Annotated in this window: 21 protein-coding genes and 1 tRNA gene; 9 read left to right on the top strand and 13 right to left on the bottom strand. The window is 72.1% G+C overall.

Annotated features, from left to right (window positions below):
- Positions 1–14: 14 nt before the first annotated feature.
- The 5 genes from ACX9I7_RS05765 to ACX9I7_RS05745 form a co-directional block, all read right to left on the bottom strand.
- Positions 15–1,466, bottom strand: a complete 1,452-nt coding sequence (locus tag ACX9I7_RS05765; protein WP_358623630.1) for a peptidoglycan D,D-transpeptidase FtsI family protein — start codon at positions 1,464–1,466, stop codon at positions 15–17.
- On the bottom strand, positions 1,463–2,881 hold the full coding sequence (locus tag ACX9I7_RS05760) for an FtsW/RodA/SpoVE family cell cycle protein (RefSeq protein WP_387577339.1): 1,419 nt from the start codon (positions 2,879–2,881) through the stop codon (positions 1,463–1,465). The genes ACX9I7_RS05765 and ACX9I7_RS05760 overlap by 4 nt, the downstream gene beginning before the upstream one ends.
- Before the next feature lie 23 nt (positions 2,882–2,904).
- Entirely contained in the window at positions 2,905–4,437 is a 1,533-nt protein-coding gene (locus tag ACX9I7_RS05755; protein ID WP_459386743.1) for a PP2C family protein-serine/threonine phosphatase, read from the bottom strand.
- 75 nt (positions 4,438–4,512) lie between these two features.
- The gene (locus ACX9I7_RS05750; protein WP_126915009.1) at positions 4,513–5,043 is read right to left on the bottom strand and encodes an FHA domain-containing protein FhaB/FipA; all 531 of its coding nucleotides are present in this window, start codon (positions 5,041–5,043) and stop codon (positions 4,513–4,515) included.
- 10 nt (positions 5,044–5,053) lie between these two features.
- The gene (locus tag ACX9I7_RS05745; protein WP_358623633.1) at positions 5,054–5,893 is read right to left on the bottom strand and encodes a DUF3662 and FHA domain-containing protein; all 840 of its coding nucleotides are present in this window, start codon (positions 5,891–5,893) and stop codon (positions 5,054–5,056) included.
- Positions 5,894–6,224: 331 nt separating this feature from the next.
- Between ACX9I7_RS05745 and ACX9I7_RS05740 the strand changes: the two genes are divergently transcribed.
- Positions 6,225–6,308 (top strand) — tRNA-Leu (locus ACX9I7_RS05740).
- A 132-nt stretch (positions 6,309–6,440) separates the two neighbouring features.
- On the opposite strand, the gene ACX9I7_RS05735 is transcribed toward ACX9I7_RS05740, so the two are convergent.
- On the bottom strand, positions 6,441–8,144 hold the full coding sequence (locus tag ACX9I7_RS05735; protein ID WP_387577342.1) for a proline--tRNA ligase: 1,704 nt from the start codon (positions 8,142–8,144) through the stop codon (positions 6,441–6,443).
- A 254-nt stretch (positions 8,145–8,398) separates the two neighbouring features.
- Between ACX9I7_RS05735 and ACX9I7_RS05730 the strand changes: the two genes are divergently transcribed.
- The 3 genes from ACX9I7_RS05730 to ACX9I7_RS05720 all read left to right on the top strand — a co-directional run bounded on the left by ACX9I7_RS05730 (position 8,399) and on the right by ACX9I7_RS05720 (position 11,214).
- The gene (locus tag ACX9I7_RS05730) at positions 8,399–9,883 is read left to right on the top strand and encodes a DUF2252 domain-containing protein (RefSeq protein WP_459386694.1); all 1,485 of its coding nucleotides are present in this window, start codon (positions 8,399–8,401) and stop codon (positions 9,881–9,883) included.
- A 133-nt stretch (positions 9,884–10,016) separates the two neighbouring features.
- Positions 10,017–10,844, top strand: a complete 828-nt coding sequence (locus ACX9I7_RS05725) for a J domain-containing protein (RefSeq protein WP_387577346.1) — start codon at positions 10,017–10,019, stop codon at positions 10,842–10,844.
- Between the two features lie 22 nt (positions 10,845–10,866).
- Positions 10,867–11,214, top strand: coding sequence for a rhodanese-like domain-containing protein (locus ACX9I7_RS05720; RefSeq protein ID WP_387577348.1), 348 nt, complete (start codon positions 10,867–10,869; stop codon positions 11,212–11,214).
- A gap of 31 nt (positions 11,215–11,245) precedes the next feature.
- Here ACX9I7_RS05720 and ACX9I7_RS05715 read toward each other — a convergent pair whose 3' ends face one another.
- The 6 genes from ACX9I7_RS05715 to paaA form a co-directional block, all read right to left on the bottom strand.
- Positions 11,246–12,391: an acyl-CoA dehydrogenase family protein gene (locus ACX9I7_RS05715; protein WP_459386693.1), complete on the bottom strand. Its 1,146-nt coding sequence runs from the start codon at positions 12,389–12,391 to the stop codon at positions 11,246–11,248.
- A gap of 113 nt (positions 12,392–12,504) precedes the next feature.
- The gene (locus ACX9I7_RS05710; RefSeq protein ID WP_459386692.1) at positions 12,505–13,599 is read right to left on the bottom strand and encodes a 2Fe-2S iron-sulfur cluster-binding protein; all 1,095 of its coding nucleotides are present in this window, start codon (positions 13,597–13,599) and stop codon (positions 12,505–12,507) included.
- Entirely contained in the window at positions 13,599–14,135 is a 537-nt protein-coding gene (gene paaD / locus ACX9I7_RS05705) for a 1,2-phenylacetyl-CoA epoxidase subunit PaaD (RefSeq protein ID WP_459386691.1), read from the bottom strand. Before paaD ends, ACX9I7_RS05710 begins: the two co-directional genes overlap by 1 nt.
- Positions 14,129–14,881 (bottom strand): 1,2-phenylacetyl-CoA epoxidase subunit PaaC, encoded by a 753-nt coding sequence (paaC, locus tag ACX9I7_RS05700; protein WP_459386690.1) that lies wholly within the window; start codon positions 14,879–14,881, stop codon positions 14,129–14,131. The genes paaD and paaC overlap by 7 nt, the downstream gene beginning before the upstream one ends.
- Before the next feature lie 8 nt (positions 14,882–14,889).
- Positions 14,890–15,177: a 1,2-phenylacetyl-CoA epoxidase subunit PaaB gene (gene paaB, locus ACX9I7_RS05695; RefSeq protein ID WP_126915001.1), complete on the bottom strand. Its 288-nt coding sequence runs from the start codon at positions 15,175–15,177 to the stop codon at positions 14,890–14,892.
- Entirely contained in the window at positions 15,174–16,136 is a 963-nt protein-coding gene (paaA, locus tag ACX9I7_RS05690; protein ID WP_387577358.1) for a 1,2-phenylacetyl-CoA epoxidase subunit PaaA, read from the bottom strand. Before paaA ends, paaB begins: the two co-directional genes overlap by 4 nt.
- A 217-nt stretch (positions 16,137–16,353) precedes the next feature.
- On the opposite strand from paaA, the gene ACX9I7_RS05685 reads away from it, so the two are divergent.
- The 3 genes from ACX9I7_RS05685 to ACX9I7_RS05675 are packed head-to-tail and all read left to right on the top strand — an operon-like array spanning position 16,354 to position 19,102.
- A complete protein-coding gene (locus ACX9I7_RS05685; protein WP_459386689.1) occupies positions 16,354–17,031 on the top strand; it encodes a DUF5819 family protein in 678 nt (225 codons plus the stop codon).
- Positions 17,028–18,323, top strand: a complete 1,296-nt coding sequence (locus ACX9I7_RS05680) for an HTTM domain-containing protein (RefSeq protein ID WP_459386688.1) — start codon at positions 17,028–17,030, stop codon at positions 18,321–18,323. The genes ACX9I7_RS05685 and ACX9I7_RS05680 overlap by 4 nt, the downstream gene beginning before the upstream one ends.
- A 5-nt stretch (positions 18,324–18,328) precedes the next feature.
- Entirely contained in the window at positions 18,329–19,102 is a 774-nt protein-coding gene (locus ACX9I7_RS05675) for a TrmH family RNA methyltransferase (protein WP_387577364.1), read from the top strand.
- A 1-nt stretch (position 19,103) separates the two neighbouring features.
- Here the strand turns inward: ACX9I7_RS05675 and paaN are convergent, their stop codons facing one another.
- Positions 19,104–20,807, bottom strand: a complete 1,704-nt coding sequence (gene paaN / locus ACX9I7_RS05670; RefSeq protein WP_459386687.1) for a phenylacetic acid degradation protein PaaN — start codon at positions 20,805–20,807, stop codon at positions 19,104–19,106.
- 137 nt (positions 20,808–20,944) lie between these two features.
- Between paaN and ACX9I7_RS05665 the strand changes: the two genes are divergently transcribed.
- Together ACX9I7_RS05665 and ACX9I7_RS05660 are read left to right on the top strand one after the other, a co-directional pair.
- Positions 20,945–22,465, top strand: a complete 1,521-nt coding sequence (locus ACX9I7_RS05665) for a 3-hydroxyacyl-CoA dehydrogenase (RefSeq protein ID WP_459386686.1) — start codon at positions 20,945–20,947, stop codon at positions 22,463–22,465.
- Between the two features lie 2 nt (positions 22,466–22,467).
- The gene (locus tag ACX9I7_RS05660; RefSeq protein ID WP_189455597.1) at positions 22,468–23,061 is read left to right on the top strand and encodes a TetR/AcrR family transcriptional regulator; all 594 of its coding nucleotides are present in this window, start codon (positions 22,468–22,470) and stop codon (positions 23,059–23,061) included.
- The last annotated feature ends 55 nt before the right edge of the window (positions 23,062–23,116 follow it).

Raw genomic sequence — 23,116 nt, 5'->3', positions numbered from 1 at the left:
GCGAGTGAGCCGGATCACTTCTCCGAGTTGATGACCGCCTCCATGACGTTCTTCGCGATGGGGGCGGCGAGCTCGCCACCGGCGATGTCGTCGCGGACGGTGTCCGAGCCCTCGATGACGACGGCGACGGCGACCGGCGAGCCCTTGTCGGTCTTCGCGTAGGAGATGAACCACGCGTACGGGTTGCCGCTGTTGTCGACGCCGTGCTGGGCGGTACCCGTCTTGCCACCGACCTTGACGCCGCTGATCTGGCCCTTCTTACCGGTGCCCTGCTCGACGACCGTCTCCATGATGCTCTGCAGCTTCTGGGCGGTCTCGGCCGACATCGGCTGGCTCATCTGCTTGGGCTGGTGGTGCTCGATGACGTTCAGGTTCGGCGCGCGCAGCTTGTCGACCATGTACGGCTCCATGAGCTTGCCGTTGTTGGCGACGGCCGAGGCCACCATGGCCATCTGCAGCGGGGTCACCCGGTTGGACGCCTGGCCGATGCCGGCCATCGCGTTCTGCGGGCGGTTGTCCTTGGGGAAGATGCTGGGCACGGCGCGGACGGGCGTGTCGACCGGCTTGTTGAAGCCGAACTTGTTCGCCTCGTCGATCATCTTCTTGTTGCCGAGGTCGGCGCTGATCTTGCCGAAGACGGTGTTGCAGGACCACTGCAGGGCGACCCGCAGCGAGGCGTCCTTGCAGGGGATGTTGCCCTCGTTCTGCAGCTCCACACGCGTGTCCGGCAGGATCCACGGCAGCGGCGAGTCCGTCTTGGCGTCGACGTCCTTGTAGAGGCCGTTCTCCAGCGCCGCGGCGGCGGTGACGACCTTGAAGGTCGAGCCCGGCGGGTAGGTCTGCTTCAGCGCCCGGTTGAGCATGGGCTGGTTCTTGTCGGCCGTGAGCGCGTTCCACGCCTTGCTGTCCTGCGCCCCCGCGATCGTCGACGGGTCGTACGACGGGGTGGAGGCCAGCGCGAGGATCTTGCCCGTGCGCGGGTCGAGGGCGGCGACCGCGCCCTTCTTGTCGCCGAGGCCCTTGAAGGCGGCTTCCTGGGCCTTGCTGTTCAGGGTGGTGATCACGTCACCGCCCTTCTTGCCCTTGCCGGTGATCATGTCGACCGTGCGGTTGAAGAACAGCCGGTCGTCGTCGCCGGTGAGGACCTTGTCCTCGAGCTTCTCGATCTGGTTGGCGTCGAACACCTGTGAGCTGTAGCCCGTGACCGGAGCCCACATCTCACCGTTCTTGTAGGTGCGCTTGTACTTGAAGTCGATGCCGCCGGTCTCCTGGGAGCCGGTGATCGCCTGGCCGTCGACGATGATGTTGCCGCGCGGCTGGCTGTAGCGGGCGATCGTGACGCGACGGTTGTGCTTGTTCGTCTTGAGCTCGTCGGCCTGGACGAACTGGATCCAGTTGTCCCTGATCATCAGGGCGAGGACGAGGAGACCGCAGAAGATGGCGATCCGGCGCACGGGCTTGTTCACGGGCGGACCACCTGGGTCATCTCGGCGTCGGGGTTCGGGGCGGGCGCCGGCGCGGGGCGCCGCGCGGTGTCGCTGATCTTGATGAGCACGGCGATCAGCGCCCAGTTGGCGATGACGGAGGAACCGCCCTGAGCCATGAACGGCATCGTCATACCGGTCAGCGGGATGAGGCCCATGACACCGCCGGCGACCACGAAGACCTGGATGGCGAAGGCGCCGGACAGGCCCGTGGCGAGGAGCTTGCCGAAGGGGTCGCGGGCCGCGAGGGCGGTGCGCACGCCGCGCTCCACGATCAGGCCGTAGATCAGGAGTATCGCCATGACGCCGGCCAGGCCGAGCTCCTCGCCGACCGTGGCCAGGATGAAGTCGGAGTTGGCGGCGAAGCCGATGAGGTCGGAGTGGCCCTGGCCCCAGCCCGTGCCGAAGACGCCGCCGGAGCCGAAGGCCATCAGGGCCTGGGCGATCTGGTCGGAGCTGCCGTCCTTGAAGGCGTCGAAGGGGTGCTGCCAGGCGTCGACACGCTGCTGGACGTGGTGCTCGAAGCTGGCCACGGCGACGGCGCCGACGGCGGACATCAGCAGACCGAAGACGATCCAGCTGGTGCGCTCGGTCGCGACGTAGAGCATCACGACGAACATGCCGAAGAACAGCAGCGACGTACCGAGGTCGGTCTCGAAGACGAGGATCAGGATCGAGAACGCCCAGACCGCCAGGATCGGGCCGAGGTCACGGCCGCGCGGCAGGTACAGGCCCATGAAGCGGCGGCTGGCCAGGGCCAGCGCGTCGCGTTTCACCATCAGATAGCCCGCGAAGAAGATCGATAGGACGATCTTGGCGAACTCACCCGGCTGGATCGAGCCCAGGCCGGGGATCGTGATCCAGATGCGGGCGCCGTAGACGGCGGGGAAGAACATCGGGGCGACCAGCAGGGCGAGCGCGACCGCCATCGAGATGTAGGTGTAGCGCTGGAGGATCCGGTGGTCCTTCAGGAAGATCAGGACGGCCACGAACAGGGCGATGCCCAGGGCCGAGAACAGCAGCTGGTTGGTCGCGGCGGGGGCGAACGCCTTGCGGGCCATCAGTCGCGGCGACTGGTCCAGCCGCCAGATGATGACCAGGCCGATGCCGTTGAGCAGCGTCGCCAGGGGCAGCAGCAGCGGGTCGGCGTACTTGGCGAACTTGCGGACGACCAGGTGACCGACGCCCGCCATCAGGCCGAGGCCGATGCCGTAGCCGAGCATGCCGGAGGGCATCTCGCCGTCGAGGGCCAGACCCACGTTGGCGTAGGCGAAGCACGGCAGGATGACGGCGAAGGCCAGCAGCGCGAGCTCGGTGTTGCGCCGGCTCGGCGCGCCCACGGTGCTGATGGTCGTCGTGTTGCTGCCGGAGTTGGGAATGGGTGAAATCGCTGACATGGCGGTGGTGGCCCCCTACGGCTTCACTGCTGAGCGCTGCTGCACTGCGGGACCAACTTCTGCTCTTCCTCACTGAGGGTGGGGCCCGGGGTGGGGGCCGGGGTGGCCTGGGCGGCGTGGGAGCGGGTCTCGCCGGATTCCTTCGCCGTGTCCTTCGGGGCGCCGCTCGCGGTGCCGCCGGTGCGGTCGGTGTTCTGCTTCTCGCTCTCGCGCTGCTGCTGCTCGGCCTTGTGCCGCTCGGCTTCCTTCTTGCAGGCGCCGGCGAGCGTGCCGAGCTCCTTGGCCTTCTGCACGGCCTGGTCCCGGCTGCCGACGGTGATCGTGTCGACGACACGGCTGCGCTGGTCGACCGGGAGGTACTTGAGTTCGATCTCGGGGTGGTCCTTGTACAGCCTGCTCAGGCTCACCCACGCCAGGTCCTGGTTGATGCCCTGGTAGACCGCCACGTGGTCGTTGTCCTTCGCGCCCACGTAGTACTGCGTCTGCGTCCACTGGTAGCCGCCGTACAGACCGCCGCCGACCACGCCCAGCGCCAGGGCGAGGATCAGGGAGCGCTTGAGCCAGCGGCCCTTGCGCCGGGGCTTGACGAAGTCCTCGTCCGTGAACGGGCCGAAGGCGCCGTCCGGCATGCCGCCCATCCCGGCGTCGCCGCTGCCGGGCGGGCCGAAGCCGCCGGGCGCGCCCTCCTGCGGGGGCACGGGCCGGCCCAGCTCGGCGGCGCGGCCGGCCGGGGTCTGCATGGCCCGCTTGTCGATGATGTGCAGCTGGTTCTCGGCGACCGCGCCGACGATCACCGGCGTGTCGTTGAACTCGGCGGTGAGGGTGTCCCCGCCGTCGACGTCGAGGACGTCGGCCACGATGCAGGTGATGTTGTCCGGGCCGCCGCCGCGCAGGGCGAGCTGGATCAGCTCCTGGATCGTCTCGTGCGGACCCTGGTAGCTGGCGAGCGTCTCCTCCATCGTCTGGTGGCTGACGACACCGGAGAGCCCGTCGGAGCAGATCAGATAGCGGTCGCCGGCCCGCACCTCGCGGATCGACAGGTCCGGCTCGACGTGGTCGCCACTGCCCAGCGCGCGCATCAGCAGGGAGCGCTGCGGGTGGGTGGTGGCCTCCTCCTCGGTGATCCGGCCCTCGTCGACCAGCCGCTGCACCCAGGTGTGGTCCTGGGTGATCTGCGTGAGCACCCCGTCGCGCAGGAGGTACGCGCGGGAGTCGCCGACGTGGACGAGACCGAGCCGCTGACCGGTCCACAGCAGGGCCGTGAGCGTGGTGCCCATGCCCTCCAGCTGGGGGTCCTCCTCGACCATGACGCGCAGCTGGTCGTTGGCGCGCTGCACGGCGGTACCGAGGGAGGTGAGGATGTCGGAGCCCGGGACGTCGTCGTCGAGCCCGACCAGCTGGGAGATCACCTCGGAGGAGGCGACCTCGCCGGCCGCCTGGCCGCCCATGCCGTCGGCGATGGCGAGCAGCCGGGGGCCGGCGTAACCGGAATCCTCGTTGCCCTCCCGGATCATGCCCTTGTGCGATCCGGCGGCGAAGCGCAGTGACAGACTCATGCGCACCTCGCCCGTCGGCTCCGGGTACAGCCCCTTCCCAGCCACGCTGCCCACCCTCCGGTCGTCATGGTCCTACTACTTCCGCAGCTCGATGACGGTCTTGCCGATACGGATCGGCGCGCCGAGCGGAATCGGGGTCGGGGTGGTCAGCCGGGTCCGGTCGAGGTAGGTGCCGTTGGTCGACCCGAGGTCCTCGACGATCCACTGGCCGTCGCGGTCGGGATAGATCCTGGCATGCCGGCTGGAGGCGTAGTCGTCGTCCAGCACGATCGTCGAGTCGTGGGCGCGACCGAGGGAGATCGTCTGGCCCTGGAGAGCCACCGTGGTGCCGGTCAGGCTGCCTTCGGAGACCACCAGCTTGGTGGGCGCGCCGCGACGGCCGCGGTCGGCACGACGGCCGCCGGGCTGCTGCTGCTGGCGCTGCTGCGGCGGCGCGGCCGGGGCCTGCGCGCGCTGCGGGCGGGTGTCCCCGCCGCGGCGGGAGCCGCGCTGGGTCACGCGGGTGCCGAACAGATCGCTGCGAATGACCTGGACGGCCACGATGACGAACAGCCACAGTACGGCGAGGAAACCCAACCGCATGACCGTGAGGGTCAGCTCTGACATTGCCCCCGCTTCACCCTTCGGCTTGCCGATAAACGATGGTGGTACTGCCCACGACGATCCGTGAGCCGTCGCGGAGCGTAGCGCGCGTGGTGTGCTGTCCGTCCACCACGATGCCGTTGGTCGACCCCAGGTCCTGGACGGTCGCGGGGGTGCCGACCCGGATTTCGCAGTGCCGGCGGGAGACGCCGGGGTCGTCGATGCGTACGTCCGCTTCGGTGCTGCGGCCCAGCACGAGCGTGGACCGCGAGATCTGATGACGGGTGCCGTTGATCTCGATCCAGCGGCGCGTCTGGGCCCCGGGCACCGCGCCGGGCCCCGGACCGCCGGCGCGCGGCGGCAGGGGACGGACCCCGGGCGGCGGCGACGCGGGCATGGGCGGGACGCCGGAGGGCTGCGGCGGATAGCCGGCGCCCTGGGTGGCGGCGGCCGGTCCGGGGCGCGCGGCCTGCTGCCGGGCGTTCGGGTCCTGCGACTCGCTGGAGGCGAGGGTGCGGCTGCGCACCCGGTACAGGCCGGTGTCGAGGTCGTCGGCCTTCTCCAGGTGGACCTTGATGGACCCCATGAAGGTGTACCGCTGCTGCTTGGCGTAGTCGCGGACCATGCCGGACAGCTCGTCGCCGAGCTGGCCGGAGTAGGGGCTCAGGCGCTCGAAGTCCGGCGCGCTCAGCTCCACGATGAAATCGTTCGGGACGACGGTGCGGTCACGGTTCCAGATGGTGGCGTTGTTGTCGCACTCCCGCTGGAGTGCTCCCGCGATCTCGACCGGCTGCACCTCGGACTTGAACACCTTGGCGAAGGTGCCGTTCACGAGACCCTCGAGTCGCTGCTCGAAGCGCTTCAGTACTCCCACGGGGCACCTCCTTCCCTCAGTGACGTCTCTGATGCTCAGTGTCGTTCCTGATACTGCTTACTGATCGTATCCACGCGTCGGGAAAACGGCTGGTTCCCCTTCGACGCCAGGAGTGACGAGTGTCGCCTCCACGCGGATCGTAGAGGTGCCCCGAAGCCAGTGTCCCGCAACCGGAGCCCTCACCGGGCCCTCCCCCGGGGACGGGGTGGAGGCAATGGGTGTGAAGGCACCCGCGAGGGCGTGCTAATGTTCTCGATGTCGGAAGGCGAACGGACAAGAACCGGGCGGAAACGCCGGGGGAACGGTCCGGGAAGCGGAAGACACACCCAATGCGCGGGTGGCGGAATAGGCAGACGCGCTGGATTCAGGTTCCAGTGCCCGAAAGGGCGTGGGGGTTCAACTCCCCCCTCGCGCACAGACGAGACGGTCGGCATCGTGATCACGATGCCGACCGTCTTGCTATGTCCTCGTCCGGTGTGTGGGAGTGCTCACACCTACCGGTCCGGCCGGAGCGGGTGTGCTCCGGCCGGACCGGATGATCGGACGGTCAGGCCGTCAGCTTCGCGACCGCGTCCGTCAGCGGCAGCTCCTCGCTCTCACCACCGCGGCGGTCCTTGAGCTCCACCACGCCCTCGGCGGCCCGGCGGCCGACGATCAGGATCCTCGGGACGCCGATCAGCTCCGCGTCCGTGAACTTCACCCCGGGGGAGACCCCGGCCCGGTCGTCGACCAGCACCCGCAGGCCCGCCGCCCGCAGCCGCTCGGCGGCGTCCAGGGCGAGCTCGATCTGCGCCGCCTTGCCGGCCGCGACCACGTGGACGTCGGCCGGGGCGACCTCGGCGGGCCAGCACAGGCCCTTGGCGTCGGCGGTCTGCTCCGCCAGCGCCGCCACCGCCCGCGAGACGCCGATGCCGTACGAACCCATGGTCACCCGCACCGGCTTGCCCTGCGGGCCCAGCACGTCCAGCTGGAAGGTGTCGGCGTACTTGCGGCCGAGCTGGAAGATGTGCCCGATCTCGATCGCCCGGCCGAGCCGCAGGCCCGCGCCGCAGGACGGGCAGGGGTCGCCCTCCTCGACCACGACGACGTCCAGGTAGTCGTCGACCTCGAAGTCCCGGCCGCAGACGACGTCGCGCGCGTGGGTGTCCGGCTTGTTGGCGCCCGTCACCCAGGCGGTGCCGGGGGCGACGCGCGGGTCGGCGATGTAGCGGACCTTCGCCAGGCCCTGCGGGCCCACGTAGCCGCGCACCAGGTCCGGGCGGCCGGCGAAGTCCTCGGCGGTGACGAGCTCCACGACCGCCGGGGCCAGGTGCTCGCCCAGCTTGCCGAGGTCGACCTCGCGGTCGCCGGGCACGCCCACGGCCACGATCTCCCCGTCCACCTTCACCAGGAGGTTCTTCAGGGTCGCGGAGGCCGGGACGTCCAGCTGCCGGGCGAGGGACTCGATCGTCGGGGTGTCCGGGGTGTCCAGCTCCTCCATCGGGCCCACCGAGGACGCGTCCACCGGCTCCGCGCGGTCCGCCGGGAAGGTCACCGCCTCCGTGTTCGCCGCGTACCCGCACGCCGGGCAGTCGACGAAGGTGTCCTCGCCGGCCGCGGCGGGGGCCAGGAACTCCTCCGACGCCGAGCCGCCCATCGCCCCCGACACCGCCGAGACGATCCGGTGGTCCAGCCCCAGCCGGGTGAAGATCCGCTGGTAGGCGGCCCGGTGGAGGGCGTACGACTCGGCCAGCCCCTCGTCCGTGATGTCGAAGGAGTACGAGTCCTTCATCTGGAACTCGCGCCCGCGCAGCACCCCCGAGCGCGGCCTGGCCTCGTCCCGGTACTTCGTCTGGATCTGGTAGAGCATCACCGGCAGGTCCTTGTAGGACACGCACTGGTCCTTGACCGTCTGCGTGAAGATCTCCTCGTGCGTGGGGCCCAGGAGATAGTCGGCGCCCTTGCGGTCCTTCAGCCGGAACAGCAGCTCGCCGTACTCCTCCCAGCGGCCGCTCGCCTCGTAGGGCTCCTTGGGCAGCAGCGCGGGCAGCAGCACCTCCTGGGCGCCGATGGCGTCCATCTCCTCGCGGACGACGGCCGAGACGTTGTCCAGGACCTTCTTGCCCAGCGGCAGCCAGGTCCAGACGCCGGCCGCGTTGCGGCGCACGTATCCGGCCCGGACCAGCAGCTTGTGGCTGATCGTCTCGGCGTCCGCCGGATCGTCGCGCAGAGTCTTCACCATCAGCCGGGACATGCGCTGGACCTGGGACACGATGACTCCTTGCGAGGGGGAGAACGACGCGATGTGCGATGGGTGTGCAGGGTATCCAGCGCGTCCCTTCACGCAGAAGCGGATTTCGTGGGAGAAGGTCTGGTATGTGTGGCGGCCAATGGTCTTGCGGGCAAGGGGATTTGCCGCGTGCCGCCGCATGGCCGTCCTGCCGGACACGGGCCCCGGCGGGGCGGTACCGTCGGGGAAGATCGACACCGATGGGCGGTTGACGCCGATGGGGAGGTGGCGCCGCGATGACGCGACTGCCGTACGTACCGGGTTTCGCCCAGGGATTCACTTCGGGTTCCGTCTCGGGTCTGGCCTCGGATTCCGTCTCGGGTTCCGCCGAGCGGACGGCCGGGGAGCCGGCCGGGGCCGCGCGCCGGGCCGACAGAGTCGGCAGGGCCGCCAAGGTGGCGGGCAAGGCGCTGCGCGACGAGGTGCCCCGCGCCGCGCACGCCCGCTGGCGGCCCGCCGCCGGGCGCCCCGGCATGGTCGAGAGCCTGGAGAAGTCCAACGCCGGGCGGCTGCCCGAGCTCGTGCCGATCCGCGTGGGCCGCATGGTGGCCTCCCCCTTCGCCTTCCTGCGCGGCTCGGCCGGGCTGATGGGGTACGACCTGACGGGCACGGCCGTCACGGGCGTGGGCGCGCAGTTGTGCGGGGACGCGCACGCCGCGAACTTCGGGCTCTACGGCGACGCGCGCGGCGAGATAGTGATGGACCTCAACGACTTCGACGAGACCCTCCACGGGCCGTGGGAGTGGGACGTCAAGCGCCTCGCCGCCTCCCTGGTGCTGGCCGGGCGCGAGGCCGGGGCCGACGAGGACACCTGCCGCACGGCGGCCCGCGACGCCGCCGGCGCCTACCGGCACACGATGCGGCTGCTGGCCCGGATGCCCGCGTCCGAGGCCTGGAACGCCATCGCCGACGAGGAGCTCGTCTCCCACGCCGACGCCCATCAGCTGGTGGGCACGCTGGAGCGGGTAGGGGCGAAGGCCCGGCGGAACACCAGCGCCCGCTTCGCCGCCAAGGCGACGGAGGAGGACGGCCACGGCGGCCGCCGGTTCGTGGACGCCCCGCCTGTGCTGCGCCGGGTGCCGGACGGGGAGGCGGCCGCCGTCGCGGCCTCGCTCGGCCCGTACCTGGGCACGCTGCCGGAAGAGCTGCTGCCGCTGCTGGGCCGGTACACGATCCAGGACGTGGCGTTCCGGATCGTGGGCACCGGCAGCGTGGGACTGCGCTCGTACGTGGTGCTGCTGCACGACCACCGGGGCGAGCCGCTGGTGCTCCAGGTGAAGGAGGCCCGGCCGTCGACGCTGCTGCCCTACGCGGAGAAGGCGGGCTTCGAGGCGGCGCCCGTCGCGCACGAGGGACGCCGCGTGGTGCTGGGACAGCGGTCGATGCAGGTCGTCAGCGATGTGCTGCTGGGGTGGACGACGGTCGAGGGACGCCCGTACCAGGTGCGGCAGTTCCGCAACCGCAAGGGCAGCGTGGACCCGGCGGCGCTGGCCCCCGGCGAGCTCGACGACTACGGGCGGATGACGGGCGCCCTGCTGGCACGGGCGCACGCGCACAGCGCCGACCCGCTGCTGATCGCCGGCTACTGCGGCAAGGGCGGGGAACTGGACGAGGCGATCGCCGCCTTCGCCGTCACGTACGCGGACCGCATGGAAGCCGATCACGCGGAGCTGGCGAAGGCCGTGCGTACCGGGCGGGTGGCGGCGGAGACGGGGGTGTGAGGCCGGTCGGTGATCACGGCCCGTGGGTGGGCCCGTGGGTGGGCCCGTGGGTGGGCCCGTGGGTGGGCCCGTGGGTGGTCCGGGCCGGAGCGCGGGCCCCGGGCCGGAGGCCACCTCGTACCCTGGGCGGGTGATGAACCCGGAAGCTGAGACGGAAGCCGAGACGCCCGACGAGCCGCGCGCGGAGGAACCCGGAACCGAGCGGCTCGCCCAGGCCGTGCGGTCGGCCGAACAGGCCTTGATCGAGTTCGAGATAGCGGTGGAGACCTTCCGGGTCGAGGTGGAGAACTTCTCCCGCCTCCACCACCAGCGCCTCGGCCCGATGTACGCCCGTCTCGACGAGCTCGACGCGCTGATCGCGGAGGCCGTCGCGGCCCGCTCGGGGGACGCGGAGGACACCCGCCGGGCCCGCGAGGCCCGGGCGCTGGTGCAGCCCATGCCGGGGGTCGACGACCTGCTGGGCGGCTGGATCGACGACTCCGGGATGTCGCCGGAGGCCACGGCCATGCTCACCGAGCAGCGGGTGCGCCCGCCGGCCCGGGTGCGGCCCAGTGACGGGGCCCGGCGCGCCTACCGGGAGCTCGTCCGCAAGGCCCACCCGGACCTGGCCCCGGACGAGGCGGACCGGCCACGCCGCGAGGCCTTCATGGTGCGGGTGAACGCCGCCTACGCCGACGGCGACGAGGCGCTGCTCCAGGAGCTCGCCGAGGAGTGGGCGGCGGGTCCCGTGCCGGCGCAGCGGCGCGCGAGCCGGGGCGAGGAGCTGTACGCGCGGCTGGAGTGGCTGGCCCAGCGCAAGGACATGCTCTCGGCGGTGGCCGCCGAACTGGAGGCCTCCGCGATCGGCGCGATGCTCCGGATGGCGCCGGAGGACCCGGACGGGCTGCTGGTGGAGATCGCCGACGGGCTGCTGGCACAGATCGCGGAACGGGAGGCTCATCTGGCCTCGCTGACCGGTTAGCCGGTCGGGTAGCGTCGGGGCCATGGTTTTTGGTTCCCGAGTGCCCACGGTCGGCGTCGACGCCCTGTCCGCCGACGATTTCCTGCTCGACGTGCGTGAGGACGACGAGTGGCAGGCGGGGCACGCCGACGGCGCGCTGCACATCCCGATGAGCGACTTCGTGGCGCGCTTCGGTGAGCTGACGGAGAAGGCCCCCGAGGGCGGCCGGATCCATGTCATCTGCCGGTCCGGGGGCCGCTCCGCGCAGGTCACGGCCTACCTGGTGCAGCAGGGCCTCGACGCCGCGAACGTCGAGGGCGGCATGCAGGCGTGGGCGGCCACCGGCCGTCCGGTCGTGGACGCCGCGGGCGCTCCGGGCGCCGTGATCTAGCCGTTCCTCAGCTCGTTCCTCAGCTCGTTCCTCAGGTCAGGGGGTGGGCGGCCAGCAGGTCGCCCAGGGCCTCCTCATGGGCGGCTGCCGGGCCGAGGGAGAGCTCCAGCTGCTTCGCCCAGGCGTGATAGCGGTGGAGGGCGTACTCGGTGTCCGCCCCGAAGCCGCCGTGCAGGTGCTGGGCGGTCTGGACGACGCGGCGTACGCCCTCGGAGGCCCAGACCTTGGCGACGGCGATGTCGGCGGCGACGGGCAGCGCGCCCGCTTCCTCGTGCGCCGGGGCCGTCTCGACGCGCCAGGCCGCCTGCAGAAGTGTGGCCTCCATCGCCCGCAGGTCGATATAGCGATCCGCGCACTGGACCGCCACGGCCTGGAACGTGGCGAGGGGGAAGCCGAACTGCTCCCGCTTGCTCGTGTAGTCACCGGTCATCCGGGCCGCCGCCTCGCCGACGCCCAGTGCCAGGGCGCAGGTGCCGACGGTGAGCAGCTCCCGTAGCCGCGCCCAGGCGCCGTCCGCCGTGATCACCTCGTCCTGCCCGGCGCGCACCGCGTCCAGGGTCACCCGGGCGTATCGCTCGCCGTTGGTGGAGACCTGGTCCTCCAGGGTGGCTCCGGGACGGCCGGGCGGGACCAGGGCGAGGACCGTACGGCCGTCCCCGGCGTGGGCGGGCAGCAGGATCCGGTCGGCGGTGGGCGCCCAGGGCACGGCGGTCTGCTGCCCGTCGAGGATCCAGTGGCCGTCGCTGTCCTGCCGGGCGGTGACGGCGAGTTCGGGGAGGTCGTGCCCGGTGCGGCCCTGGGCGGCGGCCGTGACGACGAGCTCGCCCCGGCCGATGGCGTCCAGCAGCGGACCCGTCGCGCCGCCGCCGTACGCGCCCAGGACGAAGGCGGCGGCGCTGGTCTCCAGCAGGGGCACGCGGGCCAGGACCCGGCCGGCCTCGCGGAGCACCAGGCACAGGGCGATCGGCCCGAGCCCCGCGCCGCCGCGCTCCACAGGCAGGAGGAGGCTCAACAGATCCGCGTCGGCGAGACGGCCCCACAGCGGGCGGTCGAGGTCCTCGGCGACCGCGCCCGGCACCAGGGCCGGGCTGGGCACCCCGTCGGCGCTCACCCCGCCGAAGACGGCCCGGGCCGCCTCGGCAGCCGCCTGCTGCTCCTCGGTGAAGGCGAAGTCCATGGCCGCCGCCCCTTCCTCGAACGCCCCGTATGACGTATGGCTATCTGACGACCTGTCAAAGTAGGGCAGCGGCGGGGAATTGGGAATGAGGAATTGGCGATCCGGGAATGCGGTCAGCGGTCGAAGTCCAGCTCCACCTTCTCCGTGGTGGCGTGGGACTGGCAGGCCAGTACGTATCCCGCGTCCAACTCCTCCTGTTCCAAAGCGAAGTTGCGGTCCATCCGTACGTCGCCCGACACCAGGAACGCGCGGCAGGTGCCGCAGACGCCTCCCTTGCAGGCGTAGGGCGCGTCGGCCCGGTTGCGCAGCACCGTCTCCAGCAGCGTCTCCCCGTCCCGCACGGGCCAACTGCCGCTGCGGCCGTCCAGCTTGGCGGTCACCTCGCTGTGCGTGAGGGCTGTGCGCGTGCCCGGCGCCGGGGCCGCGGCCGCCGTAACCGCCGAGGCGTCCTCCACGTGGAAGATCTCCTCATGGATCCGCTCGCGCGGGACGCCCAGGCCGCGCAGCGCCCGCTCCGCGCCCTGCACCAGCCCATGGGGGCCGCACAGGAACCAGCCGTCGACCGTCGCCACCGGCAGCAGCGCGGGCAGTAGCCGCGTCAGCCGCTCCTCGTCCAGCCGGCCGGAGGCGGGCCCGGCCTGCTGCTCCTCGCGGGAGAGGGTCTGTACGAGCTGGAGCCGGTCGGGATAGCGGTCCTTGAGGTCGGCGACCTCGTCGAGGAACATCGTCGAGGCGGTGGTGCGGTCGCTGCGTATCAGGCAGAACCGGGCGTCCGGCTCGCTCGCCAGCAGCGTCGAGACGATGCTCAGGACGGGCGTGATCCCGCTGCCGCCGACGATCGCCGCGAAGCGGCCGGGGCGGGGCCGCAGCACGAACCGTCCGGCCGGGGCCATCACCTCAACGGTGTCCCCCGCGGCCAGCTCCTTGAGGGCGTACGTCGAGAACGCCCCGCCGTCCACCAGCCGCACTCCGACCCGCAGTGTCTCGGGGCCCTCCGCGCCCGGGGCCCGGCCGCAGAGGGAGTAGGTGCGGCGTATCTCCGTGCCGTCCACGCTCCGGCGGAGGGCGAGGTGCTGGCCGGGCGCGTACCGGAAGGCGGCGCGCAGGGCGGGCGGGACCGCGAGGGTGACGGCGACCGAGTCGTCGGTGAGGGGCTCGACGGCCGTCACTCGCAGCGGGTGGAAGGCGCCATGGCGGGCCGCTGCCATCACAACTCCTTGAAGTGGTCGAACGGTTCGCGGCACGCCTCGCAGCGGCGCAGGGCCTTGCAGGCGGTGGAGGAGAAGCGGCTCAGCAGCGTGGTGTCGGTGGATCCGCAGTGGGGACACCGAATGGCCAGGCCGACCATGACAGGGCCTTTCGCCCCCGTCGGCCCCGGTGGCGCGATGCCGAACTCCTCCAGCTTGCGGCGGCCTTCGGCCGTGATGTCGTCGGTGGACCAGGGCGGGGAGAGGACCGTGCGGACGGTGACCTCGGCCTGCCCCTGTTCATGGAGCACGCGTTCGATGTCGGCGGACATCGCCTCGATGGCGGGGCAGCCGGTGTAGGTGGGGGTGAGCTCCACCTCGACCCGGCCGGGGCCGGTGACGCGCAGGCCGCGCAGGACGCCCAGCTCGGCCAGGCTGAGCACGGGCAGCTCGGGATCGGGCACGGACCCGGCCAGGGCCAGCAGGTCCTCTTCGAGGCGGGATACCTCTTCGAGTTGGGATACGGGGGCCGGGGCTCCCGTGGGCGTGCTCACCATGTCGCCCCCGGGTGACTGCGGTGGAGGTGCTGCATTTCCGCGAGCATCCGCCCGAACGGCTCGGTGTGGATGCCCTGTCGGCCCGCGCCGGCCGTCCACGCGCCGGCCTGGGGGCCCTCGGGCAGGGTCAGGGTGGCGCGCCGGAGGACGTCGGTCACGGAGGTCAGCCAGCCGTCGCGGAGGGCGGCCGGGTCGACGGGCAGCCCTGCCACGGGCTCGAAGAGCTCGCCCGTGAACCGCCACAGGGCGTCCAGCGCGCGCTGCATCCGGGAGTGGCTCTCCGGCGTGCCGTCGCCGAGGCGCAGGGTCCAGTGCTCGGCGTGGTCCCGGTGGTAGGCGACCTCCTTGACCGCCTTCGCCGCGACCGGGGCGAAGGGCGACTCCCCGTCGCCCGCCAACCGCTCGTACAGCAGGTGCTGGTAGGTGGAGAAGTAGAGCTGGCGGGCGATGGTGTGCGCGAAGTCGCCGTTGGGCTGCTCGACCAGCTGGACGTTGCGGAAGGCGCGTTCCTCGCGAAGGTAGGCGAGCTCGTCCTCGTCGCCCACGAGGGAGAGCAGGACGCGGGCCTGGCCGAGCAGGTCGAGCGCGATATTGGCGAGGGCGACCTCCTCCTCCAGCACGGGGGCGTGCCCGGCCCACTCGCCCAGCCGGTGGGAGAGCACCAGGGCGTCGTCACCGAGGGCGAGGGCGGCGGTCGCGTGCGCCTGCGCGGAGGCGGTCGCGGTGGTGGTCGCGGGTGTGGTCATGGGTGCGGTCACAGGTGCTTCACCCCCTCCGGGATGTCGTAGAAGGTCGGGTGGCGGTAGGGCTTGTCGGCGGCGGGCTCGAAGAAGGGGTCCTTCTCGTCCGGGGAGGAGGCGGTGACGGCTGTGGACGGCACCACCCAGATGGAGACGCCTTCGGAGCGCCGGGTGTAGAGATCGCGGGCGTTGCGCAGGGCCATCTCGGCGTCCGGGGCGTGGAGGCTGCCGGCGTGGGTGTGGGACAGGCCCCGCCTGCTGCGCACGAACACTTCCCACAGGGGCCAGTCGGTGCCGGTCATGCTGTCGCCTCTCCGTGTTCGGCCGCGTGCTTGGTGGCGTACGCGGCGGCTGCCTCGCGGACCCAGGCGCCCTCCTCATGGGCCTTGCGGCGCTGGGTGATCCGCTGTTCGTTGCACGGGCCGTTGCCTCGGAGGACCTCGTGGAACTCGTCCCAGTCGATGGCGCCGAAGTCGTGGTGGCCGCGCTCCTCGTTCCATCGGAGGTCCGGGTCGGGGAGGGTGAGGCCCAGGGATTCGGCCTGGGGGACGCAGATGTCCACGAAGCGCTGGCGCAGCTCGTCGTTGGAGTGCCGCTTGATCTTCCAGGCCATGGACTGGGAGGAGTGGGCGGACTCGTCGTCGGGTGGGCCGAACATCATCAGGGACGGCCACCACCAGCGGTTCACCGCGTCCTGCGCCATGGCGTGCTGGGCCTCGGTGCCCCGGCTGAGGGCGAGCAGCAGCTCGTAGCCCTGGCGCTGGTGGAAGGACTCCTCCTTGCAGATGCGGACCATGGCCCGGGCGTAGGGGCCGTAGGAGCAGCGGCAGAGGGGGACCTGGTTGGTGATGGCCGCGCCGTCCACGAGCCAGCCGATGGCGCCGACGTCCGCCCAGGTCAGAGTGGGGTAGTTGAAGATCGAGGAGTAGCGCTGGCGGCCGGCGTGGAGCTTGTCGAGCAGCTCGTCGCGGCCGGTGCCGAGGGTCTCGGCGGCGCTGTAGAGGTAGAGGCCGTGGCCCGCTTCGTCCTGCACCTTGGCCATGAGGATCGCCTTGCGGCGCAGCGAGGGCGCGCGGGTGATCCAGTTGGCCTCGGGCTGCATTCCGATGATCTCGGAGTGGGCGTGCTGGGCGATCTGCCGGACGAGCGTGGCGCGATAGGCGTCGGGCATCCAGTCGCGTGGCTCGATCCGCTCGTCTGCGGCCACGGCGGCTTCGAACACCGCCTCCAGCGCTCCCGTCTCCGGCGCCGTCGTGGTCATGCCGTGCCCCCTCGCCTCGATGACTCTCCCTACCGACCGATCGTTCGGTTCAATGGTGAGGGGAGCCCCAGACCCTGTCAACCCTGTGGATAACTCGTCGGCGCTGGGCCTCCTGGGGTCGCGTCGGTACGGTTCGGGTGCACACCGGGGCGCTCGGGCGCCCGGCAGCGCGCGCCACGGGCGCATGGACCGGCGGACAAGGAACAGGGGCGGGGCGATGGAGACGGACGAGGCGCGCGAGCGGGCCGACGGTGCCGCCGGACCGGAGGGCCTGTCCCTGCCGGCACGCGTCGTCGTCGCCGTCGGCGTCGCGGTGGTGACGCTGGCGGTCGCGGTGCACCTGGCGATGATGTTCCTGCACGTGGCGCCGCCGAACACGGTCAGCAAACGGCACGCGGCGGAGATAGACGACTACGTCTACCCGGAGTTCGAGCAGAACTGGAAGTTCTTCGCCCCCAACCCGCTCCAGCAGAACGTCGCCGTCCAGGCGCGCGCCGAGCTGACCGGCGCGGACGGCCGGACCACCGTCACTCCCTGGGCCGACCTGTCGGCCCGCGACGGCGCCGACATACTCCACAACCCCGTCCCCAGCCACACCCGGCAGAACGAGCTCCGCCGCGCCTGGGACTTCTACGCGGGCACCCACGACGCCCAGGAGCGCCCCAGCGGCCTGCGCGGCCGCCTCGCCGAGCAGTACGTCCGCCGCATCGCCCTCTCCCGGCTGGGCGCGAGCCAGGACGGCCGCCCGGTCGGACGCGTCCAGGTGCGGTCCGTGACCACGCCCATCGCGCCCCCGCCCTGGAGCGACGAGAAGGCCGACACCAAGCCGGTGTACCGGGTGCTGGGCTGGTGGCCGGTGAGCACCGCCGATCTCGCGGAGGCGAGGAACCGATGACCACCTCACTGACGCGCTCGCTGTCGCGCGCTCTCGCCCGCGTCACCGGCGCCTCCCTGGGTCCGTACCAGACGGCCCTCCTGCGGATCGGGCTTTCCTTCACCTGGCTGTGCTACCTGCTGCGCGAGTGGCCCAACCGCCGTGAGCTGTACGGGCCGGACGCGCCCTGGAGCTGGCGGATGGCCCACGAGCTCATCGGCGACAACCACGCCTTCACCGCGCTGATGTGGTCCGACAGCCCCGCGTGGTTCGAGACCGTCTACGCGCTCGCCATCGTCTTCAGTGCCCTGCTGATGCTCGGCTGGCGCACCCGGACCATGTCGGTCCTCTCCATGCTCGGCGTGCTCTCGCTCCAGAACCGCAGCGTGTTCATCGGCGACGGCGGCGACAACGTCGTCCATCTGATGGCGCTGTACATGGTCCTGACGCGCTGCGGCCAGGTCTGGTCCCTCGACGCCCGCCGCGCGGCACGCCTGGCGCGGGAGAGCGCCGACGGCGACGCGTGGGGACGTGCCGACGGCGACGCGCGGGACGTGCCGGGCATCGTGCTGTGGACGGTGTGCGGGATCGGGCTCGTCCTCGCCCAGGTCCTCGGCGACGACAGCATGTCCTGGACCGGCGAAGGACCGTTGCCCGGCCTCTCCTGGCCCGTCACGCTGTGGGCGCTGTGGGCCGTCCAGGGGCTGTGGTGGGCGGTGCGGCGGTACGCCCCCGGGGAGCCGCGCGCCGTGCTCGACGCGCTGGCCCATCTGACGCACAACGCCGCCCTGTTGGTGATCATGGCGGAGGTCTGTCTGATCTATGCCACGGCCGGCTGGTACAAGGTTCAGGGCTCGCGCTGGCAGGACGGCACCGCGCTGTTCTACCCCATGCACATCGACTACTTCTCCCCCTGGCCCTGGCTCTCCCACGCCCTCGCCGCGAGCAGCCTCGTCGTCCTGCTGCTCAGCTACGGCACGGTGGCCGTCCAGGTCGCGTTCCCCTTCACCCTGCTCAACCGACGGGTGAAGAACGTGCTGCTGGTGCTGATGATGGCCGAGCACCTCGGCATCGCCGTGCTGCTGGGACTGCCGTTCTTCTCCCTCGCGATGATCGTCGCGGACGCGGTGTTCCTGCCGACGTCCTTCCTGCGCCGGCTGGAGGGCGCCCGCCGTCTGCTTCCCCCGGCGCGCGGCCGGCGGGAGCCGGTGGGGCCCTGCCCCGCTCCCCGGACCCCGGCCGAGGAGGAGACCGAAGGCCCGGCCGACGCTCCGGCCGCCGTGCCGGGGCCCGGCCGGCGGACCGTAGGCTGAGGCCCATGACCCAGGACGACCCCGGCACCGCCGCGCTGCGGCGGTGGGCCGCCGACGCGCCCGGCGCCGTGCTGCTCGACGGCTTCCACGCGCTCAAGCACGCCCTGCGCTTCGGCGCGCCCGTGGGCCCCGCCCTCACCAGCGACAAGGCCTCCGTCCTGGCACTCTCCGCCGACCTGGCCGACGACCTGACGGCCACCCTCGACGACCTCCTGGTGGAGGTGCCCGCGGCGACGCTGCGCGAGCTCGTGCCCAGGATCCATCCCACCGGCGTGGCCGCCCTGGCCGCCCGCCCGGACCGCCGCGCCAACCTCGACGCGCTGGCCCGGCGGCCCCGGCAGGCGCCCGTCGTCGTCCTGGACAACCCCCGCAACCTCGGCAACGTCGGCGCGGTGGTCCGGCTGGCGGCCGGCTTCGGCGCGACCGGCGTCGTCACCACCGGGGACATCGACCCCTGGCACCCCAACGCCGTGCGGTCGGGGGCCGGGCTGCACTACGCGACGGCCGTGGAACGGCTGCCGGCCGACGAGCTGCCCCCGGGGCCGCTGTACGTCCTGGACCCGGAAGGGGACGACATCCGGGGCGTCCCCCTGCCCGACGACGCGCTGCTCGTCTTCGGGTCGGAGCGGCACGGCGTCTCGGCGGAGCTGAGGGGCAGGGCGGACCGGTTGGTCGCCCTGCCCATGCGCCCGCAGGTCTCCAGCTACAACCTGGCCACGAGCGTGGCGATGGCCCTGTTCCACTGGGGCGGGCCCGGGACGGTGCCCCCGGTGGGCTGAGTCACGCCTGGCGGCGTACCTCCACCGTGCGGAAGCGGCTGGCGACGAAGGCGCTGTCGCACAGGACCGCGTTGGCCGCGGGGTTGCCGCCCGAGCCGTGGAAGTCCGAGAACGCGGCCGTCTGGTTGACGTACACCCCGCCGGTGAGGTTGAGGGAGAGCTGGGCGCACTCCTCCAGGCATGCCTCCTCGATCAGCCGCTCGGCGTCGGCCGAGGTCGTGTACGCCCCGACCGTCATCGCGCCCTTCTCCCGCACCGTGCGGCGCAGCAGCTCCACCGCGTCGGCCGTCGAGTCGACCGCGACCGCGAAGGACACCGGGCCGAAGCACTCCGAGAAGTAGGCCGCCTCGGCGTCCGGCTTGGCGCCGTCGAGCTTGACGATGACCGGGGTGCGGACCGTGGCGCCGGGGAAGTCGGGGTTGGCCACGGTACGGGAGGCCAGAGCGACCTCGCCGAGCTGCGCGGCGGCGTCGATCCGGGCCTTCACCTGGTCGTTGACGATGGCGCCGAGCAGGGCGTTGGCCCGGGCGTCGTCACCCAGGAGCCGCTCCACGGCCGTGGCGAGGTCGGCGACGAATTCGTCGAAGGACTTGTGCCCGGCGTCCGTGGCGATGCCCTCGCGCGGGACGAGCAGGTTCTGCGGGGTGGTGCACATCTGGCCGCTGTAGAGGGACAGCGAGAAGGCCAGGTTGGACAGCATGCCCTTGTAGTCGTCGGTGGAGTCGACGACGACGGTGTTGACGCCCGCCTTCTCCGTGAAGACCTGCGCCTGGCGGGCGTTGGCCTCCAGCCAGTCGCCGAAGGCGGTGGAGCCCGTGTAGTCGATGACGCGGATCTCCGGCCGGACGGCCAGGGACTGGGCGATGCCCTCGCCGTCCCGCTCGGCGGCCAGCGCGACCAGGTCGGGGGAGAAACCGGCCTCGGCCAGCACCTCGCGGGCGACCCGCACGGTCAGGGCGAGCGGCAGCACCGCGCGCGGGTGCGGCTTGATCAGGACGGCGTTACCGGTGGCCAGCGAGGCGAACAGGCCCGGGTAGCCGTTCCACGTGGGGAAGGTGTTGCAGCCGATGAGCAGGGAGACGCCGCGCGGCACGGTGGTGAACTGCTTGTTCAGCTTCAGGGGATCGCGCTTGCCCTGCGGCTTGACCCACTCGGCGGTCTCCGGGGCGGCGTTCGTCTGCTCGGCGTAGGCGTAGGCGACGGCCTCCAGGCCACGGTCCTGCGCGTGCGGCCCACCGGCCTGGAAGGCCATCATGAACGCCTGGCCGCTGGTGTGCATGACCGCGTGGGCGAACTCGTGCGTCCGGGCGTTGATCCGGGCCAGGATCTCCAGACAGACCGCCGCCCGGGCCCGCGGGCCGGCCTCCCGCCACGCGGGCATCGCCGCGCGCAGCGCGGGCAGGAGGACGTCGACGTCGGCGTGCGGGTACTCGATGCCCAGCTCGAAGCCGTACGGCGAGACCTCCGAGCCCGCCCAGCCGTCGGTGCCGGGCTGTTCCAGCTCGAAGCGCTTGCCGCGCTGCACGTCGAAGGCTGCCCGGCCCTCGGCGGCGCCCAGGCTGCCGGGGGCGCCCTCGGGCCCGTAGGCCTTGGGGTGCTCCGGGTGCGGGGACCAGTAGGCGCGGGAACGGATGGCGTCCAGCGCCTGGTCAAGGGTGGGGCGGTGCTTCTCGATCAGCTGGGCGGTGGTGAGTCCGGCGGTCACGTCAGACCAACTCCTCGTCGAGCGGGGCTCCGATACGGGGGCCGGACGCGCCCCCGGTGGATACAGTAACCGAACGATCGGTCGGGGCAAGGGGGCCCGGCGAACCTGTGGACAACTCATCGGGGAGGATCACTGTCATGACCGCAATCGACCCGGCCCGAGCCGTCGCCGTCGTCGGCACCGGCACCATGGGCCAGGGCATCGCCCAGGTCGCCCTGGCCGCGGGCCACCCGGTACGGCTGTACGACGCGGTACCCGGCCGTGCGGAGGACGCGGCCCGGGCGATCGCCGCCCGGCTCGGCCGCCTCGTGGACAAGGGCAGGCTCGACGCGGCCGACCGGGACGCGGCTCTCGCCCGTCTGCGGCCCGTCGCGCGGCTCGACGGGCTCGCCGACTCCGCGCTCGTCATCGAAGCGATCGTGGAGCGGCTGGACACCAAGCAGAAGCTCTTCCAGGAGCTGGAATCGGTCGTCGCGGACGACTGCCTGCTCGCCACCAACACCTCCTCCCTCCCGGTGACCGCCGTCGCCGGGGCCCTGCGCCTGCCCGGCCGCTTCGTCGGCCTGCACTTCTTCAACCCCGCCCCGGTGCTTCCCCTCGTCGAGGTCGTCCGCGGCCACGCCACCGACGAGCCGGCCGCCGAGCGGGCCCGGGCCACCGTCGCCGCGTGGGGCAAGACCCCCGTGGCCTGCGCCGACACCCCGGGCTTCATCGTCAACCGGCTCGCCCGGCCCTTCTACGCCGAGGCTTTCCGCGTGTACGAGGAGCGGGGCGCCGACCCCGCCACCATCGACGCGGTGCTGCGCGAGAGCGGCGGCTTCGCGATGGGTCCCTTCGAGCTGACCGACCTCATCGGCCAGGACGTGAACGACGCCGTCACCCGTTCGGTTCACGAGGCGTTCTTCCACGACCCGAGGTTCACGCCCTCGCTGGCCCAGGGCCGGCTGGTGCAGGCCGGGCTGCTGGGCCGGAAGTCCGGCGCGGGATGGTTCCCGTACGCCGACGGCGCCCAGAAACCCGAGCCGAGCACGGCCGAGCCCCGCGAGGCCCCCGCGGAGATCGGCTGGCACGGCCAGGTGCCGCCCGTCTGCGCGCCGCTGCTCGACATGATCGAGGAGGCGGGCGTCAAGGTCGTGCGGGACCGCACGCCCCGCGAGCCCGAGTGGTACATCGCGCTGCCCGGCGGCACCCGGCTCACCCTCACCCAGGGCGAGGCCGCCACTCCCCGCTCCAGCGGGACCACGATCCACTTCGACCTCGCGCTCGACTACCGGTCCTGCGCCCGGGTCGCCCTCGCCCCCTCCCGGAAGGCGCCGGAGGCCGACGTGCGCGCCGCCGTCGGGCTGTTCCAGGCGCTCGGTAAGAAGGTCAGCGTCATCGAGGACGTCCCCGGCCTGATCGTCGCCCGCACGGTGGCCATGCTCGTCGACTTCGCCGAGGACGCCGCCGCCCGGGGCGTCGCGACCCGCGAGGACATCGACACGGCCATGCGGCTGGGCGTGAACTACCCGCGCGGGCCCCTGGAGTGGGGCCGGGAGCTCGGCCTGGGACGGGTCCGGGACATCCTGTCGGGGCTGGACCGGGAGTACCCCGGCGGCCGCTACCACCCCTCCCTGTCCCTCCGCCGCCGTGCGGCCGTCGAAGAGAGCCTGCTGTAATCATGACCATGGCCAAGCGCGACACCTACACGCCCGAATCGCTGCTCGCGGTCGCCGTCAAGGTGTTCAACGAGCGGGGCTACGACGGCACCTCCATGGAGCACCTCTCCAAGGCCGCCGGGATCTCCAAGTCCTCGATCTACCACCACGTCAAGGGCAAGGAGGAGCTGCTGCGGCTCGCCATAAGCCGGGCGCTGGACGGCCTCTTCGCGGTCCTGGACGAGCCGGGCGCCACCGGCGGACGGGCGGTCGACCGGCTGGAGTACGTCACCCGGCGGACCATCGAGGTGCTGATCACGGAGCTGCCCTACGTGACGCTGCTGCTGCGCGTCCGGGGCAACACGGACACCGAGCGCTGGGCGATGGAACGGCGGCGCGAATTCGACCACCGCGTCGCCGGGCTGCTGAAGGAGGCCGCCGCCGACGGGGACCTCCGGCAGGACGTGGACGCCCGGCTGGCCACCCGGCTGCTCTTCGGAATGATCAACTCGGTTGTGGAGTGGTACCGGCCGGAGCGGGGCGGGGCCGCCACGAGCGACGAGGTGGCCGACGCTGTGGTCCACACGGCCTTCGCGGGCCTGCGCACCTACCGCTGACGCCCCGACGCTTTCCGCCGCCCGCCGGCGGCGGCCGCGGCGCCCCACGGGCGCC

It is taken from the genome of Streptomyces sp. L500, assembly GCF_054551825.1.
Note: the sequence above shows the minus strand (reverse complement) of the source record. Positions and strands in the feature narration are given on the sequence as shown.

What these genes read in the sequence shown, in the direction of transcription:
- ACX9I7_RS05760 (WP_387577339.1), bottom strand. Translation starts at nt 2,881, where the DNA reads ATGTCAGCGATTTCACCCATTCCCAACTCCGGCAGCAACACGACGACC.
- ACX9I7_RS05755 (WP_459386743.1), bottom strand. Translation starts at nt 4,437, where the DNA reads ATGAGTCTGTCACTGCGCTTCGCCGCCGGATCGCACAAGGGCATGATC.
- ACX9I7_RS05750 (WP_126915009.1), bottom strand. Translation starts at nt 5,043, where the DNA reads ATGTCAGAGCTGACCCTCACGGTCATGCGGTTGGGTTTCCTCGCCGTA.
- ACX9I7_RS05730 (WP_459386694.1), top strand. Translation starts at nt 8,399, where the DNA reads ATGACGCGACTGCCGTACGTACCGGGTTTCGCCCAGGGATTCACTTCG.
- ACX9I7_RS05725 (WP_387577346.1), top strand. Translation starts at nt 10,017, where the DNA reads ATGAACCCGGAAGCTGAGACGGAAGCCGAGACGCCCGACGAGCCGCGC.
- ACX9I7_RS05720 (WP_387577348.1), top strand. Translation starts at nt 10,867, where the DNA reads ATGGTTTTTGGTTCCCGAGTGCCCACGGTCGGCGTCGACGCCCTGTCC.
- ACX9I7_RS05715 (WP_459386693.1), bottom strand. Translation starts at nt 12,391, where the DNA reads ATGGACTTCGCCTTCACCGAGGAGCAGCAGGCGGCTGCCGAGGCGGCC.
- ACX9I7_RS05710 (WP_459386692.1), bottom strand. Translation starts at nt 13,599, where the DNA reads ATGGCAGCGGCCCGCCATGGCGCCTTCCACCCGCTGCGAGTGACGGCC.
- paaD (WP_459386691.1), bottom strand. Translation starts at nt 14,135, where the DNA reads ATGGTGAGCACGCCCACGGGAGCCCCGGCCCCCGTATCCCAACTCGAA.
- paaC (WP_459386690.1), bottom strand. Translation starts at nt 14,881, where the DNA reads ATGACCACACCCGCGACCACCACCGCGACCGCCTCCGCGCAGGCGCAC.
- paaB (WP_126915001.1), bottom strand. Translation starts at nt 15,177, where the DNA reads ATGACCGGCACCGACTGGCCCCTGTGGGAAGTGTTCGTGCGCAGCAGG.
- paaA (WP_387577358.1), bottom strand. Translation starts at nt 16,136, where the DNA reads ATGACCACGACGGCGCCGGAGACGGGAGCGCTGGAGGCGGTGTTCGAA.
- ACX9I7_RS05685 (WP_459386689.1), top strand. Translation starts at nt 16,354, where the DNA reads ATGGAGACGGACGAGGCGCGCGAGCGGGCCGACGGTGCCGCCGGACCG.
- ACX9I7_RS05680 (WP_459386688.1), top strand. Translation starts at nt 17,028, where the DNA reads ATGACCACCTCACTGACGCGCTCGCTGTCGCGCGCTCTCGCCCGCGTC.
- ACX9I7_RS05675 (WP_387577364.1), top strand. Translation starts at nt 18,329, where the DNA reads ATGACCCAGGACGACCCCGGCACCGCCGCGCTGCGGCGGTGGGCCGCC.
- ACX9I7_RS05665 (WP_459386686.1), top strand. Translation starts at nt 20,945, where the DNA reads ATGACCGCAATCGACCCGGCCCGAGCCGTCGCCGTCGTCGGCACCGGC.
- ACX9I7_RS05660 (WP_189455597.1), top strand. Translation starts at nt 22,468, where the DNA reads ATGACCATGGCCAAGCGCGACACCTACACGCCCGAATCGCTGCTCGCG.